The organism is Alsobacter sp. P4_H11 (genome assembly GCF_056400925.1).
The window spans coordinates 162784-176499 of record NZ_JBFUKI010000007.1 but is presented as its reverse complement, the minus strand read 5'-3'; the positions used below and the strand labels follow the sequence as shown (position 1 = coordinate 176499).

The window sequence follows — 13716 nt, the reverse complement described above, 5'->3', positions numbered from 1 at the left end:
TTCATCCTCCTCAGGCCGACGGCGTCGCGGGCGCGACCGGCGCGGGGTCAGGGGCTTTCGGCATGAAATTGGGGTGAACCACCGCGCCGTCGCGCGTCAGGTTCGTGGCCTTCACGAGCTCGTCGTCCCACTTCACGGCGAGCGCCTTCGACGCCTTGTCGATCATGGTCTCGAGGAAGTTGAAGAGGTTCTTGCTGTAGAGGCTCGACGACGTCGCAGCCAGGCGGCCGGGCACGTTGAGGTGGCCGACGATCTTCACGCCGTTCGGCGTCGTCACGATCTCGCCGGGCTTCGCCAGCGCAACGTTGCCGCCGCGCTCCACCGCGAGGTCGATCAGCACGGAGCCGGGCCGCATGGAGGCGATCATGTCCTCCGTCACGAGCTTGGGCGCGGGGCGGCCGGGGATCAGGGCCGTCGTGATGACGATGTCCTGCTTGGCGATGTGCGAGGCCACCAGCGCGGCCTGCTTGGCCTGGTAGTCCTTCGACATCTCCTTGGCGTAGCCGCCGGCGGTCTGGGCCTGCAGGAACTCCTCGTCCTCCACGGCCAGGAACTTGGCGCCGAGCGATTCGACCTGCTCCTTGGTTGCCGGGCGCACGTCCGTGGCGGTCACGACGGCGCCGAGGCGCCGCGCGGTCGCGATGGCCTGCAGGCCGGCGACGCCGACGCCCATGATGAAGATGCGGGCGGCCGGCACGGTGCCGGCGGCGGTCATCATCATCGGCAGGGCGCGGCCATATTCGGCGGCCCCGTCGATCACGGCGCGGTAGCCCGCGAGGTTAGCCTGCGACGACAACACGTCCATCACCTGCGCGCGGGTGATGCGCGGCATCAGCTCCATCGCGAAGGAGGAGAGCCCGGCGTCGGCCATGCTCTGGAGCGCGGCTTCGTTGCCGTAGGGATCCATGATGGCGAGCACGATCGCGCCGCGCTTCATCTGGCCGGCCTCGGCGGCCGTGGGGCGACGCACCTTCAACACCACGTCGGCGTCCGCGAGGGCCGCCTGGGCGCTTTGCGCCGTGGTGGCGCCTGCCGCCTGGTAGTCGGCGTCCGTGACGCCGGACGCGAGGCCGGCGCCGCTTTCGATCGACACCGTCGCACCGAGTGCGGCGAGTTTCTTCACCGTTTCCGGCGTGGCGGCGACGCGATCCTCATGCGGATCGGTCTCGGTAATCACGGCGATACGCATCGCGGGAACTCCGCTGGCCTACGGCGCGCCAGGCGCGCGGTGAGAAAGGAGAGCGCTGCGCCAGGCGGACGCCGCGCGCCTGAGGAGGTGTGGAAGGGTCAGAGCAGGAAGATGGCCATGCCGATCAGGATGACGATCACCGCGATCGTGCCGTACTTGGCGAGGTTCACGAACATGCCGTAGGTGCGCTCGTGCTCGGGATAATCCATCGCCGGATGTCCGCCCGCATGCGCCACGTTGTGATCAGCCATTTCGCCCTCATTTTTCAGGTTTCGGATTGGGTGGTCCCAGCCTGCGCGTGTAGCGCAAGCAAGGCCTTGACGCAATCCGAGCCGGCCGTTTCATCCCTCTCCGCAATCAAATCTAAATCGGTTCAGATCGACTGCTTTTCTTGTTCGAAAGCTGGCATGCCAGAAGGGCTGGCGCAAGTCCGCTTTAGCCGGCGGCGAGGCGAATGGCGGTCGCGGCGCCAAGGACGCCGGTGACGAGTGCGAAAAGGCTCAGCCCGCAGAGAACCAGGAACGGCGTCCAGAACGGCACTGTGCCGCCCAGCGCCGCGTTCGCGGCCGAAACGCCGAAGATCAGGACGGGGATCATCAGGGGCAGCACGAGAATGGAGAGGACCAGCCCGCCGCGGCGCAGGCTCGCGGTCAACGCCGCCCCGATCGCGCCGATAAATGTCAGGGCCGGCGTTCCCACCAGCAGGGTCGCGCAGACAGACGCCATCGCGTCCGGCGACAGCGCCAGCAGCAAGCCGAAGAGCGGAGCAGCCAGCGCAAGGGGGAGCCCCGTAGCGGCCCAATGCGCCAGGCCCTTCACGAGCACGACCAGTTCGAGCGGCGTCTCGCTCATGCGGATCAGGTCCAGCGATCCGTCCTCGGCGTCGGCCTGGAACAGCCGGTCGAGCCCCAGCAAGGTCGCCAGCGTCGCGGCGATCCACAGGATGGCGGGGCCGATGCGCGACAGCAGGTTCAGGTCCGGCCCGATCGCGAAAGGGACGATCGTGACGAGGATCAGGAAGAACACGAGGCCCATTCCGCCGCCGCCGCCGATGCGGGCTGCGAGCCGAAATTCGCGGGTGGCGAGGGCGAGAAGCGGCGACGTCATGCGCCGATCCGGATGGTAGCGGCCTCCCGCAGGCCCAGCGGCGCATGGGTGGCGGCGATCACAAGGCCCCCGCGCTCGAGGTGGCTCTCCACCAGTTCGGCGAACAACGCCTGCGATCCGGCGTCCAGCGCGGAGGTGGGCTCGTCCAGGAGCCAGACCGGGCGATCCGACACGAGCAGCCGCGCCAGCGCGAGCCGGCGGCGCTGGCCGGCCGAGAGATAAGCGCAGGGCAGGTCGGCCGCGTGCCCGAGGTCGAGGCGGTCGAGAGCGTCGTCGGGCGCCATCGAGGGTTCGCCCAGCATGGCCTGCCAGAACGCGAGCGCCTCCAACGGCGTGAGCGCCGGCTTCAGGGCGTCGCGATGGCCGACATAATGGGCCTGTTCGGGGAGGGTGCGTTCGTCATGGCCGCCGTCCAGCAGGATTGTGCCTGAGGCCGGCTCAAGGAGCCCGGCGAGAATCTGCAGGAGCGTGCTCTTGCCGGCGCCGTTGCGGCCCGTGACGGCGAGCGCCTGGCCTTCGTCCAGCGCAAATCCGACGCCTGAGAAGATCGGCCGGCCCGAGCGCTCACAGGCGAGGTTCTCGACAACGAGACGCATTGCGCGCGTGCGGCCTCTGATCCGTGATTCAACGACTTTCGTTCGTGTAGCGGGTCGCGCGGAAATTATCTATAAGCGCGACGGCTGCGCCGAGCGCTTTCATCCAGCGCGGGGACCTGGGCACCCCCGGGGCGGCGCGCGTGTTCACGCAATCCGGCCGAACCACGTTTCCGAACCCCAAGAGGATCCCGCCGTGACGCAATCACTCGACAGCTTCAAATCCCGCAAGAAGCTCAAGGTCGGCGAGAAGACCTATGTCTACTACTCGCTGAAGGACGCCGAGCAGAACGGCCTCGAAGGCATCTCCAGCCTCCCGGTCTCGCTGAAAATCCTGCTGGAGAACCTGCTCCGCTTCGAGGACGGGCGCACCGTCACGAAGGAAGACATCAAGTCCATCGCGGACTGGCTGACGCTGCGCGGCAAGGCCGAGCGTGAAATCGCCTTCCGCCCCGCCCGCGTGCTCATGCAGGACTTCACCGGCGTTCCGGCCGTGGTCGACCTGGCTGCGCTGCGCGACGCCATGACGAAGCTCGGCGGCGATCCCGAGAAGATCAACCCGCTCGTGCCGGTCGACCTCGTGATCGACCACTCGGTGATCGTCGACGAATTCGGCACCCCGAAGGCGCTGGAGAAGAACGTCGAGCTCGAATACGCCCGCAACGGCGAGCGTTACAACTTCCTGCGCTGGGGCCAGCAGGCCTTCGAAAACTTCCGCGTGGTGCCGCCCGGCACCGGCATCTGCCATCAGGTGAACCTCGAATACCTGGCCCAGACGGTCTGGACCAAGAAGGAGAAGGTCTCCAACGGCAAGGGCAAGACCGAGACCGTCGAGGTCGCGTATCCGGACACGCTGGTGGGCACCGATTCGCACACCACCATGGTGAACGGCATGGCGGTGCTCGGCTGGGGCGTCGGCGGCATCGAGGCCGAGGCGGCCATGCTGGGCCAGCCCATCTCGATGCTCATCCCCGAGGTGATCGGCTTCAAGCTCACCGGCAAGCCGCGCGAGGGCGTCACCGCCACCGACGTGGTGCTCACGGTCACGCAGCTGCTGCGCCGCAAGGGCGTGGTCGGCAAGTTCGTGGAGTTCTACGGCTCGGGCCTCGGCGCCATGACGCTGGCGGATCGCGCCACCATCGCCAACATGGCGCCCGAATATGGCGCGACCTGCGGGTTCTTCCCGGTGGACGGCGAGACGCTGGCCTTCCTGGAGACCTCGGGCCGCAAGTCCGAGCGCGTCGAGCTGGTGGAGAAATACGCCAAGGCGCAGGGCATGTACCGCTCGCGGTCTGCCCCCGACCCGGTGTTCACCGACACGCTCGAGCTTGATCTCGGCACCGTGCAGCCGTCCATCGCCGGCCCGAAGCGGCCGCAGGATCGCGTGCTGCTCACCGAAGCCAAGACGGGCTTCGCGACAGCGCTGGACACGGAGTTCAAGAAGGCCGCCGACCTGTCGGCGCGCTACAAGGTCGAGGGCAAGAACTTCGACCTCGGCAATGGCGACGTCGTGATCGCCGCCATCACGTCCTGCACCAACACGTCGAACCCGGGCGTCATGATGGCGGCCGGCATCCTGGCGCGCAACGCGGTGGAGAAGGGCCTCACCGTGAAACCGTGGGTGAAGACCTCGCTGGCTCCCGGTTCGCAGGTGGTCGCCGAGTACCTGTCCAAGTCCGGCCTGCAGGTCGCGCTCGACCAGCTCGGCTTCAACCTGGTGGGCTTCGGCTGCACGACCTGCATCGGCAATTCGGGGCCGCTTCCGGCCGAGATTTCCAAGACGATCAACGACAACGACGTCGTGGCCGCCTCGGTGCTGTCGGGCAACCGCAACTTCGAAGGCCGCGTGAACCCGGACGTGCGGGCGAACTACCTGGCTTCCCCGCCGCTCGTGGTCGCGTATGCGCTGGCCGGCTCCATGCAGGTCGACCTCACCAAGGACCCGCTCGGCGTCGACAAGAAGGGCAAGCCCGTCTACCTGAAGGACATCTGGCCGACCTCCAAGGAAGTCGACGAGCTGATCCAGAAGACGGTGACCAAGGCGTTGTTCAAGTCCAAGTACGCGGACGTGTTCAAGGGCGACGAGCACTGGCAGAAGATCCAGGTCGAGGGCGGCAAGACCTACAAGTGGAACATGTCGTCCACCTACGTGCAGAACCCGCCCTACTTCGAAGGCATGGAGAAGGAGCCCAAGCCCGTCGCCGACATCGTCGACGCCCGGGTGATCGGCCTGTTCCTGGACTCGATTACGACCGACCACATCTCGCCGGCCGGATCGATCAAGGCGGCTTCGCCGGCCGGCAAGTACCTGATGGAGCGGCAGGTCGCGCCCGCCGACTTCAACCAGTACGGCACGCGCCGCGGCAATCATGAGATCATGATGCGCGGCACCTTCGCCAACATTCGCATCAAGAACCAGATGCTGCCGGGCATCGAGGGCGGCGTAACCAAGTACTTCCCGGGCGGCGAGCAATTGCCGATCTACGACGCCGCCATGAAGTACAAGGAGGCGGGCGTTCCGCTGGTGGTGTTCGCCGGCAAGGAATACGGCACCGGCTCCTCGCGCGACTGGGCCGCGAAGGGAACCGTGCTGCTCGGCGTCCGCGCCGTTGTGGCGCAATCCTTCGAGCGCATCCACCGCTCGAACCTGGTCGGCATGGGCGTCGTTCCGCTCGTGTTCGAGGAGGGCACCTCGTGGCAGACGCTCGGCATGACGGGCGACGAGACGGTCACCATCCGGGGCCTGCAGGGCGACCTGAAGCCGCGCCAGAAGATGGAAGCCGAGATCACCTACGCGGACGGCAAGACCGTGAAGGTGCCGCTGATCTGCCGGATCGATACGCTCGACGAGCTCGAGTATTATCGCAACGGCGGCATCCTGCAGTACGTGCTGCGCAGCCTCGCGGCCTGATCGCGCGGCGCCGTCGCGGCGCCGACCCGGAGTGAGAAGAGGCCGCCGGCGCACCCGGCGGCTTTTTCGTGAGCGCAATTCAAGCCAACGTGAGTTTCCTCGTAACCGGGCGGGGCGTATCGTCCGTTCAACATCGGAGAGGACCACGGTTTTGAAGCACGCCAGCAGCCTGTCGATCCTCGCCGTCGCGGCAGGCCTTTGCGCCTCCGCGGCGATTGCGCAGGCGGCGCCGCAGCCGCGCGCCGTGGTGGAGCTGTTCACCAGCCAGGGCTGTTCCTCGTGCCCGCCGGCCGACAAGCTGATGGCCGAGTTCGCGCAGGATCCGACCCTCGTCGCGGTGTCGATGCCGATCGACTACTGGGATTATCTCGGCTGGAAGGACACGCTGGCCGACCACGCCTTCACGTCGCGCCAGCGCGGCTACGGCGAGCAGCGCGGCGACCGGCAGGTCTACACGCCCCAGGCGGTTGTGGACGGCGTCGCGCATGCGATCGGCTCCGATCCCGGCGCGGTCGCGCAGGCCGAGGCGGCGTCGCGCGGCAAGGGCGCGATGACGGTGCCGGTGTCGGTCGAGACCGCGGCCGGCACGATCCGGATTTCCGTCGGCGCCGGAGCGGCCGACGCGGAGGCCGGGGTCTATCTCGTGCCGGTGCGCAAGCGTTGCGACGTGTCGATCACGCGGGGCGAGAACAAGGGCAAGGCGGTTACCTATGTGAACGTCGCCCGCAGCGTGTTGCCGGTGGGCACGTGGAAGGGCCAGGCCGCCACCTTCGACGTCGCGGCCGCGCTCGCGCAGACGCGCGATGCCGACAGCTACGTGGTGCTGCTGCAAACCGGCACCGTCGGGCGGCCCGGCGTAATCCTGGGCGCCGCCAAGGGCCCGGGCCTCTAGTTCAATACTCGATCACCGCGTTCGGCAGCTCGTTCCTGTCGCCGGCTTTTGGCGGGCGATGGGCCGCGAGCGCGTCCGCGCAGGTTGCGACTGCGGCTTCCAGCCCGGCCGCCGGCTCGCCCGCCCTAAGCCGCTCGATCAGGAGATCGACAGCCTTGCGCCAGACTTCGGCGGGTACGGCGGCTTCCACGGCTGAGTCCGGGATTACGCAGGCATAGCGCTCCGCGACCGCGACGAAGATCAGCACGCCCGTGCGGCCCTCTGTCCTCCCCAGCCCGCGCACCACAAACTGCTCGGCCGCCGCCTGATGGGCGCGACGGCGCGCCGCCGGGCGGGGGACGAGCCTGTAGCGCAGAGGCGCCCATGAGAGGATCGCAAGCAGAGCAGCGAACACGCCGAGCTGGATCGCCAAAATGACCGGGATGTCCCAGCGCGTGGCGGCGAGCAGGAGCCACGGCGCAATCAGCGCCGCCGCGGCCGCGTACACGATCGGAATGAAGCGCCAGTCGCTGGCGTGACGCGCGACCACGCATACGATCTCGGCGTCCGTGCGCGCCTCGGCGGCCCGGATCGCTGCGTCGAGCCGCGCATGATCGGCCGGTGTCAGGAGGCGCCGCATCACCAATCTCCCGAGGCGCCGCCGCCGCCGGACGAGCCTCCCCCGCCCGAGAAGCCGCCGCCTCCGCCAAAACCGCCGCCGCCGGACCAGCCGCCGCCCGAAAACCCGCCGGAGCTCGGGATCACGATCCAGTTGCCGCCCCGGCTGCGATGCATGCGTCCGCCGCCGCCCTGGCCACCGCCCGTCATCATGCGCCAGAGAATGAACAGGATGAACGCGATCACGATCGCGGTGAAAATCCAGTCGTCTGGCGCGGGCTGCTCGGTGGCGCGAACTTCGGCGCGGCGCTGCCACTCCTCGGCGTCGCCGGTGAGAATGGACACGATCGCGTCGACGCCGCCCTCGATCCCGCCGGCGTAGTCGCCGGACTTGAATTTGGGCGCGACGGCCGTGGTGATGATCACCTTGGAGAGCGCATCCGTGAGCGCGCCTTCCAGGCCGTAGCCCACCTCGATGCGGACCTTGCGCTCGTTGGGGGCGACCAGTAGCAGCACGCCGTTGTTGGTCTTGGCTTCTCCGAGCTTCCACGTCCGGAAGAGCTGATTGGCGTAGTCCTCGACGCTCGTGCCCTGCAACGACGTCACGGTCGCGACCACGATCTGGTCCGAGGTCTTGTCCTCGTGCGCCTTGAGCTTGGCTTCGATGCGCTGGCGCGCGTCGGGGGCCAGGATGTTGGCGCCGTCGACCACCCGCCCGGTCAGCTGCGGAAAGGTGAGGGCGGCCCATGCGGCCGCCACGCCGAGCAGGAGGGCGACGAGCGCCGCCGTCCCGATCGTCGCCGCCTTGCCGCGCATGGGGCTCAGAACGTCACCTTGGGCGCGGCCTGGTTCTCGGGCGCGGTGGTGAAGGTCTCCATCGGTTTGGCCGACGGGTAGAAGATCGCCGCGATCCAGCGGCCCGGAATGGTGCGCAGCTCGGTGTTATAGGCCCGCACCGTGCCGATGTAGTCGCGCCGCGCCACCGCGATGCGGTTCTCGGTGCCTTCCAGCTGCGATTGCAAAGCCAGGAAGTTCTGGTTCGACTTCAGGTCCGGATAGGCCTCGCTCACGGCGATCAGCCGGCCCAGCGCGCCCGAGAGCTGGTTCTGGGCGTCCTGGAACTGCTTGAATTTCTCCGGATCCGTGATCGTGCTGGCGTCGACCTTGATCGAGGTCGCCTTGGCGCGGGCCTCGGTGACCTTGGTCAGCGTGTCCTGCTCCTGCTTGGCGTAGCCCTTCACGGTCTCGACCAGGTTCGGGATCAGGTCGGCGCGGCGCTGGTACTGGTTCTGCACCTCGCTCCAGGCGCCCTTGGCCTGCTCCTCGAGCGTCGGCACATTGTTGATGCCGCACGCCGAAAGCGTGAGCCCGACCACCAGGGCGGCCGCGGCGGCGCGGAGGCGGGGAAGAAAGGCCATGGCGTATCCTCGATCGCGAAGGCCGGATGGGGGTCCGGCGCCCGCTCGCAATGTAGGCATCGCGAAGCGGAATGGAAACGCGACCTTGGCCGAAAGGATCAATTCAGAAGCGGACCCCAGGCCGGATCCGACGCGAAGCCCGGAGACGGCACCGGAACCTCGACCCTGCCGGTGATATCCACCATGAAGACCTTGGCCCCGCCGCTGCCGCCCGCGTCGCGGAAGAACATCAGGTAGCGGCCATTCGGCGCCCAGGTCGGGCCCTCGTTGTGGAAGCCTTCGGTGAGGATGCGCTCGCCCGATCCGTCCGGCTTCATGATGCCGATCGCGAACGTGCCGCCCTTCTGCTTGGTGAAAGCGATGTAGTCGCCGCGCGGCGACCAGACCGGGGTGGAATAGCGCCCCTCGCCGAAGCTGATGCGCTTGGCGGGGCCGCCGCCGGCCGACATCAGGTAGATCTGCGGGGCGCCGCCGCGGTCGGACTCGAACACCATCTGCGCGCCGTCCGGCGATAGGGACGGCGACGTGTCGATTGCGGTGGAGTCGGTCAGCCGGGTCGTGGTGCGCGAGCGCAGGTCCATGACGAAGATGTTGGACGAGGAGCCCTGGCTGAGGCTCATCACGATCTTCTGCCCGTCGGGCGAGAAGCGCGGCGCGAAGGTCATGCCGGGGAAGTTGCCGACGACTTCGCGCTGGCCGGTCTCGATGTTGAGCAGGTAGACGCGCGGGTCACCGTTGCCGAAGGACATGTATGTCACTTCCTGGCTGGACGGCGAGAAACGCGGCGTGACCACGAGATCGTCGCCGCGTGTCAAGTAGCGCACGTTGGCGCCGTCCTGGTCCATGATGGCCAGGCGCTTCTTGCGGTTATCCTTGGGGCCGGTCTCGTCCACGAACACGACGCGGCTATCGAAGAAGCCCTTGTCGCCGGTCAGCCGCACGTAAATGGCATCCGAGATGATGTGGGCGACGCGACGCCAGTTGTTCGGGTCGGTGAAGTATTGCTGGCCGATGAGCTGCTGGCCGGCGAACACGTCCCACAGCCGGAACTCCGCCTTGAGCCGCCCGGACGGATCACGGATCACGCGGCCGGTGACCAGCGCCTGGGCGTTGATGACCTTCCAGCTGTCGAACTGCGGCGCCGCGTCCATGCTGGCGGTCTTCTCGACGAAAGCCTTCTTGTCGATCGGCGCGAAGACGCCCGAACGCTTGAGGTTGTTGGTGATGACCGCCGAGATCTGGGCGCCGAGGTTCGGATCCGCCCCGCCGAAATCCGTGATCGCGATGGGCATCGGCTGAAACGAGCCGCGGTCGACCGTGATGGAGATCTCCGCCTGAGCGCCGCTCGCGCCCAGCGCGGCCGTGGCGGCGACGCTCGCCGCGCCGAGCAGCGCGGTGCGGCGGTTCAGGAGCGGCGCGCCGCGAAGAAAGTCGGGATCGAAAAGGGACATCGGCAGAACCGTTGTTGTGAGTCAGGGGAGGGCGCTGGACCACCGAGCGTCAGCTCAGCATCTCCTTGGCGTCGAAAGTGATGCTCCAGTCACGCCAGTCGTTGAAGGTCGGCGCGTACTGGGCGGGGATCTTGAACGGCGCGCATTTGCGGATGGCGCGCACGGCGCTCTCCGCCATCGGGCCGAAGGCCGGATCGCTCGAGCTGTTGGCGATGCTGGGCGCGCCGGAGAGCGAGCCGTCCTGGTTCAGCACCATCTTGATCTTGGGCCGAAGGTTCTCGGCGTTGGCGGAGCCGGCAGGCGGGCTCCAGCACTGGGCCAGTTGTTCCTTCAAGAGCGCGCCGAGAGCGTCGCGCTGGCTGGGGCTGAGCTTTGGCCCGGTCGCATTAGGAGCGCCCAGCGAAGCCGTCCGGTTGATCTCCCGGCCGGTGCTGCCCGCCTGAGACGGCTTTTCCTTGGACTGAAGCAGCTTCTCGATGTTGGACGGGTCGAACTTGCTTTCCGTCTTGGCGGCCGCGAGCGCGGCGAGCTTCTTCTGCTCGGCCTCGCGTTGGCGGGCTTCCACCTGCTTGCGCTTCTCGTCCTCGGCCTTCTCGCGGGCGCGCATGTCGGCCAGGATCTTGGCCTCCTGCTCGGCCCTGAGGCGGGCCTCTTCCTTGCGCTTGGCGTCGGCGGCTTCCTGGCGGGCCTCAGCCTCGGCCTCGGCTTTCGCCTGGGCGACGGCTTTGGCCTTTGCTTCCGCGTCAGCCTTGGCCTTCGCCTCGCGGGCTTTGGCTTCCGCTTGCGCCTTCGCGTCGGCCTGAGCCTTGGCTTCGGCCTTGGCCTGCGCGGCGCGTTCCAGCGCTTCCTGGGCCTCTTCCTCGGCCTTCGCCTGCGCGGCGGCTTCGGCGCGGGCCTTGGCGTCGGCGGCTTTCTGGGCGGCGTCGGCCGCTGCTGCCTTGGCGGCGGCTTCCGCCTTGGCGCGAGCGTCAGCGGCGGCTTTGGCCTCAGCGGCCTTGGCCGCTTCAGCAGCCTTTGCGGCTTCCGCGGCCTTGGCGGCTTCGGCGGCGGTCTTGGCGTCCGCCTCCGCCTGGGTGTCGCGCGGACGCTCGGGCGGTGTCGGCACAGGCTCGGCGGCGGCGGCTGTCGGCGCGGGCACGTCGCGCTTCAACTCGGGCGTCTGCGTCTCGGGCTTCAGGTCTTCGACCTGCGCGAGCTTGTCGACGCGCGGCTTCGGCGTCGGCTGCGCCTTGCCGGTCTTCTCGCCCTTCATCAACTGCGAAAGCTGGGCTTCGCTGATCACCTCGACCGGCACCGCCTCGGTGGGTTCCTCGAACGGCTTGGTGTCCGAGAACGCCACGAGCGTCGCTCCCAGCAGGCCCACATGGACGATGCCGGAGATGATTGCGCCGGGTCTGGAGCGGTCGAATTTCACGCGGCGCGGCCCTTACTTCGCCGCCGGAGTGGGATCGGTCAGCAGCGCCACCTTGCGGTAGCCGGCCGCCGTCACGGTCGACATCACGTCGGCGACGAGGCCGTAGTTCACGCTCTTGTCGGCCCGCACATAGATGCGCTCGTCCTGGCCGGCGCGCTGGTTGGCCTGCGCGACCGCGGTGAGCTTGGTGGCGATTTCGTCGCGGCCGATCTCGGTCTCCATCAGGAAGACCTTGCCGTCCGCCTTCACGGAGATCGTGAGCGGCTGCTTGTCGATGTTCAGCGCGGCCGCCTTGGTCTGCGGCAGGTCCAGCGGCACGCCGGCAGTGAGCAGCGGAGCCGCCACCATGAAGATGATCAACAGCACCAGCATGACGTCGATGAACGGCGTCATGTTGATGTCCGACATCGGGCGATGCCGCTTGCCGCCGCGGCGGCGACGGCCGCCCTGCGAGCCTGCTCCGGCTACCGACATGGCCATGGGGGAAACTCCTCGCGAGCGGGGTTCAGGCGGCGATCCGCTCGTCGATCTGGCGGGACAGGATGGCCGAGAACTCGTCCGCGAAGCCCTCGAGGCGGGCCTGCTGCTTGGCGGCCTCCGCCTGGAGCTTGTTGTACGCGATCACGGCCGGGATAGCGGCGAAGAGGCCGATCGAGGTGGCGAACAGCGCCTCCGCGATGCCGGGCGCCACGACGGCCAGCGAGGTGTTCTTGGAGGCCGCGATGGAGCGGAACGACGTCATGATGCCCCAGACGGTGCCGAACAGCCCGATGAATGGCGCCGACGAGCCGATGGTGGCGAGCACGAGGAGCTTCGACTCCAGCCGCTCGACCTCACGGTTGATGGTGACGTCCAGCACCTTGTCGATGCGCTGGCTGAGCCCCATCACGGAGCGGCCCGCGCCCTCGAAGGAGCGCTTCCACTCCCGCATCGCCGCGACGAACACGGCCGCCATGGTGCTGGTCTGCCGCTCGTTCAGCATGCGGTAGAGCTCTTCGAGCGACTGGCCGGACCAGAATACTTCCTCGAAGCGGTCCATGGCCTTGCGGGTGCGATTAAAGAGCAGCGTCTTGTCGATGATGATCGCCCAGCACCAGACGGACGCGGCCAGAAGGCCGAGCATCACGAACTTCACCACGAAGCTCGCGTTCCAGAACATGTGCCAGACGGAGATCTCCGGGGCGGCGAGACCGCTCGCCATCACGTCGGTCGGGTTCATCGGCCAATGTCCTTTCGTCCTGCGGGCCCGCCTGAAGGCGAGCGGCCGGAACGTGCTTTCTGCAGAGTCCTGAAGCGATCCGCGTCAAGTCGTCCCGGAATCCGGCGAAACTATGGGCGCGGGCCCTGCAAGAGCCGCGCCTCTTCGAGTTTCCGAGTTAAGGCCCCGTCAGGGTTAACGTCCGGTTACGGGCGTGCCTTCCGGGTGACATCGACGCCGGCTTCCTGCGCGGAGGCGGTGATGCGCTGGCGGATGTCCGCCGGTAGGCGCGACGGGCGACCGTGCACCACGGAGGCGATCAGCACCTCGGCGGTCACCAGCACCTCGTCGCCGAGCATCACGCGCTGGCTCAGCGTCATGCTGGCGGCCTTCAGCCGGACCGGGCTCGTCTCGACCACCACGACGTCATCCATGCGGGCGGGCTTCAGCCAGTCGATGGTCATGCGCCGCACCACGAAGCCGAAGCCGTGGTCGCCATGCAGCAGCGCCTGGTCGACACCCAGATCGCGAATGAACTCCGTGCGGCCACGCTCCAGGAAGCGCAGATAGGAAGCGTGGTAGACGACGCCGGAGAAGTCGGTGTCTTCGTAGTAGACGCGAATGGAGAGGGTGTGGGTGGTCACGCCTGAAACTCTGCGTCGATATCCATGCGACCGTCAATGACGCGGATGACGAGGATGAGGCCGGTTTGAACGACGTAAAAGATCACGTGCCATCCGCATACGAGTGAGCGGACGCCGTTTTGAAGTTCCGGTCGTTCACGTCCCGCGTAGGGGTGCTCGCTTAACGAACGAAAAGCCCTGTCGATCCGGTCGACGAAGCGTATTGCCGCAATGCTGTTGCTCTCAGCCAGATAGGCGTACGCCGCACGTAAGTCGGCGTTCGCTCGGTCAGTCAGTCTGACGCGCATCGGGCCTTACCGGCG

At 67.7% G+C, this 13716-nt stretch carries 15 protein-coding genes; 2 read left to right on the top strand and 13 right to left on the bottom strand.

The genetic code is table 11. The features are described from left to right. Nucleotides 1–10: 10 nt before the first annotated feature. The 4 genes from AC1DSZ_RS14260 to ccmA form a co-directional block, all read right to left on the bottom strand. Nucleotides 11–1189: a Re/Si-specific NAD(P)(+) transhydrogenase subunit alpha gene (locus AC1DSZ_RS14260; RefSeq protein ID WP_476839010.1), complete on the bottom strand. Its 1179-nt coding sequence runs from the start codon at nucleotides 1187–1189 to the stop codon at nucleotides 11–13. A 98-nt stretch (nucleotides 1190–1287) separates the two neighbouring features. Continuing rightward, the gene (locus AC1DSZ_RS14255; RefSeq protein WP_476839009.1) at nucleotides 1288–1440 is read right to left on the bottom strand and encodes an aa3-type cytochrome c oxidase subunit IV; all 153 of its coding nucleotides are present in this window, start codon (nucleotides 1438–1440) and stop codon (nucleotides 1288–1290) included. A 184-nt stretch (nucleotides 1441–1624) separates the two neighbouring features. Beyond that, nucleotides 1625–2296: a heme exporter protein CcmB gene (gene ccmB / locus AC1DSZ_RS14250; protein ID WP_476839008.1), complete on the bottom strand. Its 672-nt coding sequence runs from the start codon at nucleotides 2294–2296 to the stop codon at nucleotides 1625–1627. Then, nucleotides 2293–2892, bottom strand: a complete 600-nt coding sequence (gene ccmA, locus AC1DSZ_RS14245; RefSeq protein ID WP_476839007.1) for a heme ABC exporter ATP-binding protein CcmA — start codon at nucleotides 2890–2892, stop codon at nucleotides 2293–2295. Before ccmA ends, ccmB begins: the two co-directional genes overlap by 4 nt. Nucleotides 2893–3085: 193 nt before the next feature. Here ccmA and acnA point away from each other — a divergent pair, with 193 nt between their 5' ends. Then, nucleotides 3086–5800: an aconitate hydratase AcnA gene (gene acnA, locus AC1DSZ_RS14240; RefSeq protein ID WP_476839006.1), complete on the top strand. Its 2715-nt coding sequence runs from the start codon at nucleotides 3086–3088 to the stop codon at nucleotides 5798–5800. 151 nt (nucleotides 5801–5951) lie between these two features. Continuing rightward, nucleotides 5952–6692, top strand: a complete 741-nt coding sequence (locus AC1DSZ_RS14235) for a DUF1223 domain-containing protein (protein WP_476839005.1) — start codon at nucleotides 5952–5954, stop codon at nucleotides 6690–6692. A gap of 1 nt (nucleotide 6693) precedes the next feature. On the opposite strand, the gene AC1DSZ_RS14230 is transcribed toward AC1DSZ_RS14235, so the two are convergent. From AC1DSZ_RS14230 to AC1DSZ_RS14190, 9 genes are all read right to left on the bottom strand, one after another. Next, the gene (locus AC1DSZ_RS14230) at nucleotides 6694–7311 is read right to left on the bottom strand and encodes a TPM domain-containing protein (RefSeq protein WP_476839004.1); all 618 of its coding nucleotides are present in this window, start codon (nucleotides 7309–7311) and stop codon (nucleotides 6694–6696) included. Next, the gene (locus AC1DSZ_RS14225; RefSeq protein ID WP_476839003.1) at nucleotides 7311–8105 is read right to left on the bottom strand and encodes a TPM domain-containing protein; all 795 of its coding nucleotides are present in this window, start codon (nucleotides 8103–8105) and stop codon (nucleotides 7311–7313) included. Before AC1DSZ_RS14225 ends, AC1DSZ_RS14230 begins: the two co-directional genes overlap by 1 nt. 5 nt (nucleotides 8106–8110) lie before the next feature. After that, a complete protein-coding gene (locus tag AC1DSZ_RS14220; RefSeq protein ID WP_188519443.1) occupies nucleotides 8111–8707 on the bottom strand; it encodes a LemA family protein in 597 nt (198 codons plus the stop codon). Between the two features lie 98 nt (nucleotides 8708–8805). Further along, entirely contained in the window at nucleotides 8806–10158 is a 1353-nt protein-coding gene (gene tolB, locus AC1DSZ_RS14215; protein WP_476839002.1) for a Tol-Pal system beta propeller repeat protein TolB, read from the bottom strand. 49 nt (nucleotides 10159–10207) lie between these two features. After that, entirely contained in the window at nucleotides 10208–11572 is a 1365-nt protein-coding gene (tolA, locus tag AC1DSZ_RS14210) for a cell envelope integrity protein TolA (protein ID WP_476839001.1), read from the bottom strand. Between the two features lie 12 nt (nucleotides 11573–11584). Further along, nucleotides 11585–12052, bottom strand: a complete 468-nt coding sequence (tolR, locus tag AC1DSZ_RS14205; RefSeq protein ID WP_476839000.1) for a protein TolR — start codon at nucleotides 12050–12052, stop codon at nucleotides 11585–11587. Between the two features lie 25 nt (nucleotides 12053–12077). Continuing rightward, nucleotides 12078–12791, bottom strand: coding sequence for a protein TolQ (gene tolQ / locus AC1DSZ_RS14200; RefSeq protein WP_476838999.1), 714 nt, complete (start codon nucleotides 12789–12791; stop codon nucleotides 12078–12080). Nucleotides 12792–12976: 185 nt separating this feature from the next. Next, nucleotides 12977–13414, bottom strand: coding sequence for a tol-pal system-associated acyl-CoA thioesterase (gene ybgC / locus AC1DSZ_RS14195; RefSeq protein WP_476838998.1), 438 nt, complete (start codon nucleotides 13412–13414; stop codon nucleotides 12977–12979). Next, the gene (locus AC1DSZ_RS14190) at nucleotides 13411–13701 is read right to left on the bottom strand and encodes a type II toxin-antitoxin system RelE/ParE family toxin (RefSeq protein WP_476838997.1); all 291 of its coding nucleotides are present in this window, start codon (nucleotides 13699–13701) and stop codon (nucleotides 13411–13413) included. The genes ybgC and AC1DSZ_RS14190 overlap by 4 nt, the downstream gene beginning before the upstream one ends. Nucleotides 13702–13716: the final 15 nt, after the last annotated feature.

Bases quoted from the DNA above. Each gene is read 5' to 3' on its own strand.
- AC1DSZ_RS14260 (WP_476839010.1), bottom strand. From the start codon at position 1,189: ATGCGTATCGCCGTGATTACCGAGACCGATCCGCATGAGGATCGCGTC.
- AC1DSZ_RS14255 (WP_476839009.1), bottom strand. From the start codon at position 1,440: ATGGCTGATCACAACGTGGCGCATGCGGGCGGACATCCGGCGATGGAT.
- ccmB (WP_476839008.1), bottom strand. From the start codon at position 2,296: ATGACGTCGCCGCTTCTCGCCCTCGCCACCCGCGAATTTCGGCTCGCA.
- ccmA (WP_476839007.1), bottom strand. From the start codon at position 2,892: ATGCGTCTCGTTGTCGAGAACCTCGCCTGTGAGCGCTCGGGCCGGCCG.
- AC1DSZ_RS14230 (WP_476839004.1), bottom strand. From the start codon at position 7,311: ATGCGGCGCCTCCTGACACCGGCCGATCATGCGCGGCTCGACGCAGCG.
- AC1DSZ_RS14225 (WP_476839003.1), bottom strand. From the start codon at position 8,105: ATGCGCGGCAAGGCGGCGACGATCGGGACGGCGGCGCTCGTCGCCCTC.
- AC1DSZ_RS14220 (WP_188519443.1), bottom strand. From the start codon at position 8,707: ATGGCCTTTCTTCCCCGCCTCCGCGCCGCCGCGGCCGCCCTGGTGGTC.
- tolB (WP_476839002.1), bottom strand. From the start codon at position 10,158: ATGTCCCTTTTCGATCCCGACTTTCTTCGCGGCGCGCCGCTCCTGAAC.
- tolR (WP_476839000.1), bottom strand. From the start codon at position 12,052: ATGGCCATGTCGGTAGCCGGAGCAGGCTCGCAGGGCGGCCGTCGCCGC.
- tolQ (WP_476838999.1), bottom strand. From the start codon at position 12,791: ATGAACCCGACCGACGTGATGGCGAGCGGTCTCGCCGCCCCGGAGATC.
- AC1DSZ_RS14190 (WP_476838997.1), bottom strand. From the start codon at position 13,701: ATGCGCGTCAGACTGACTGACCGAGCGAACGCCGACTTACGTGCGGCG.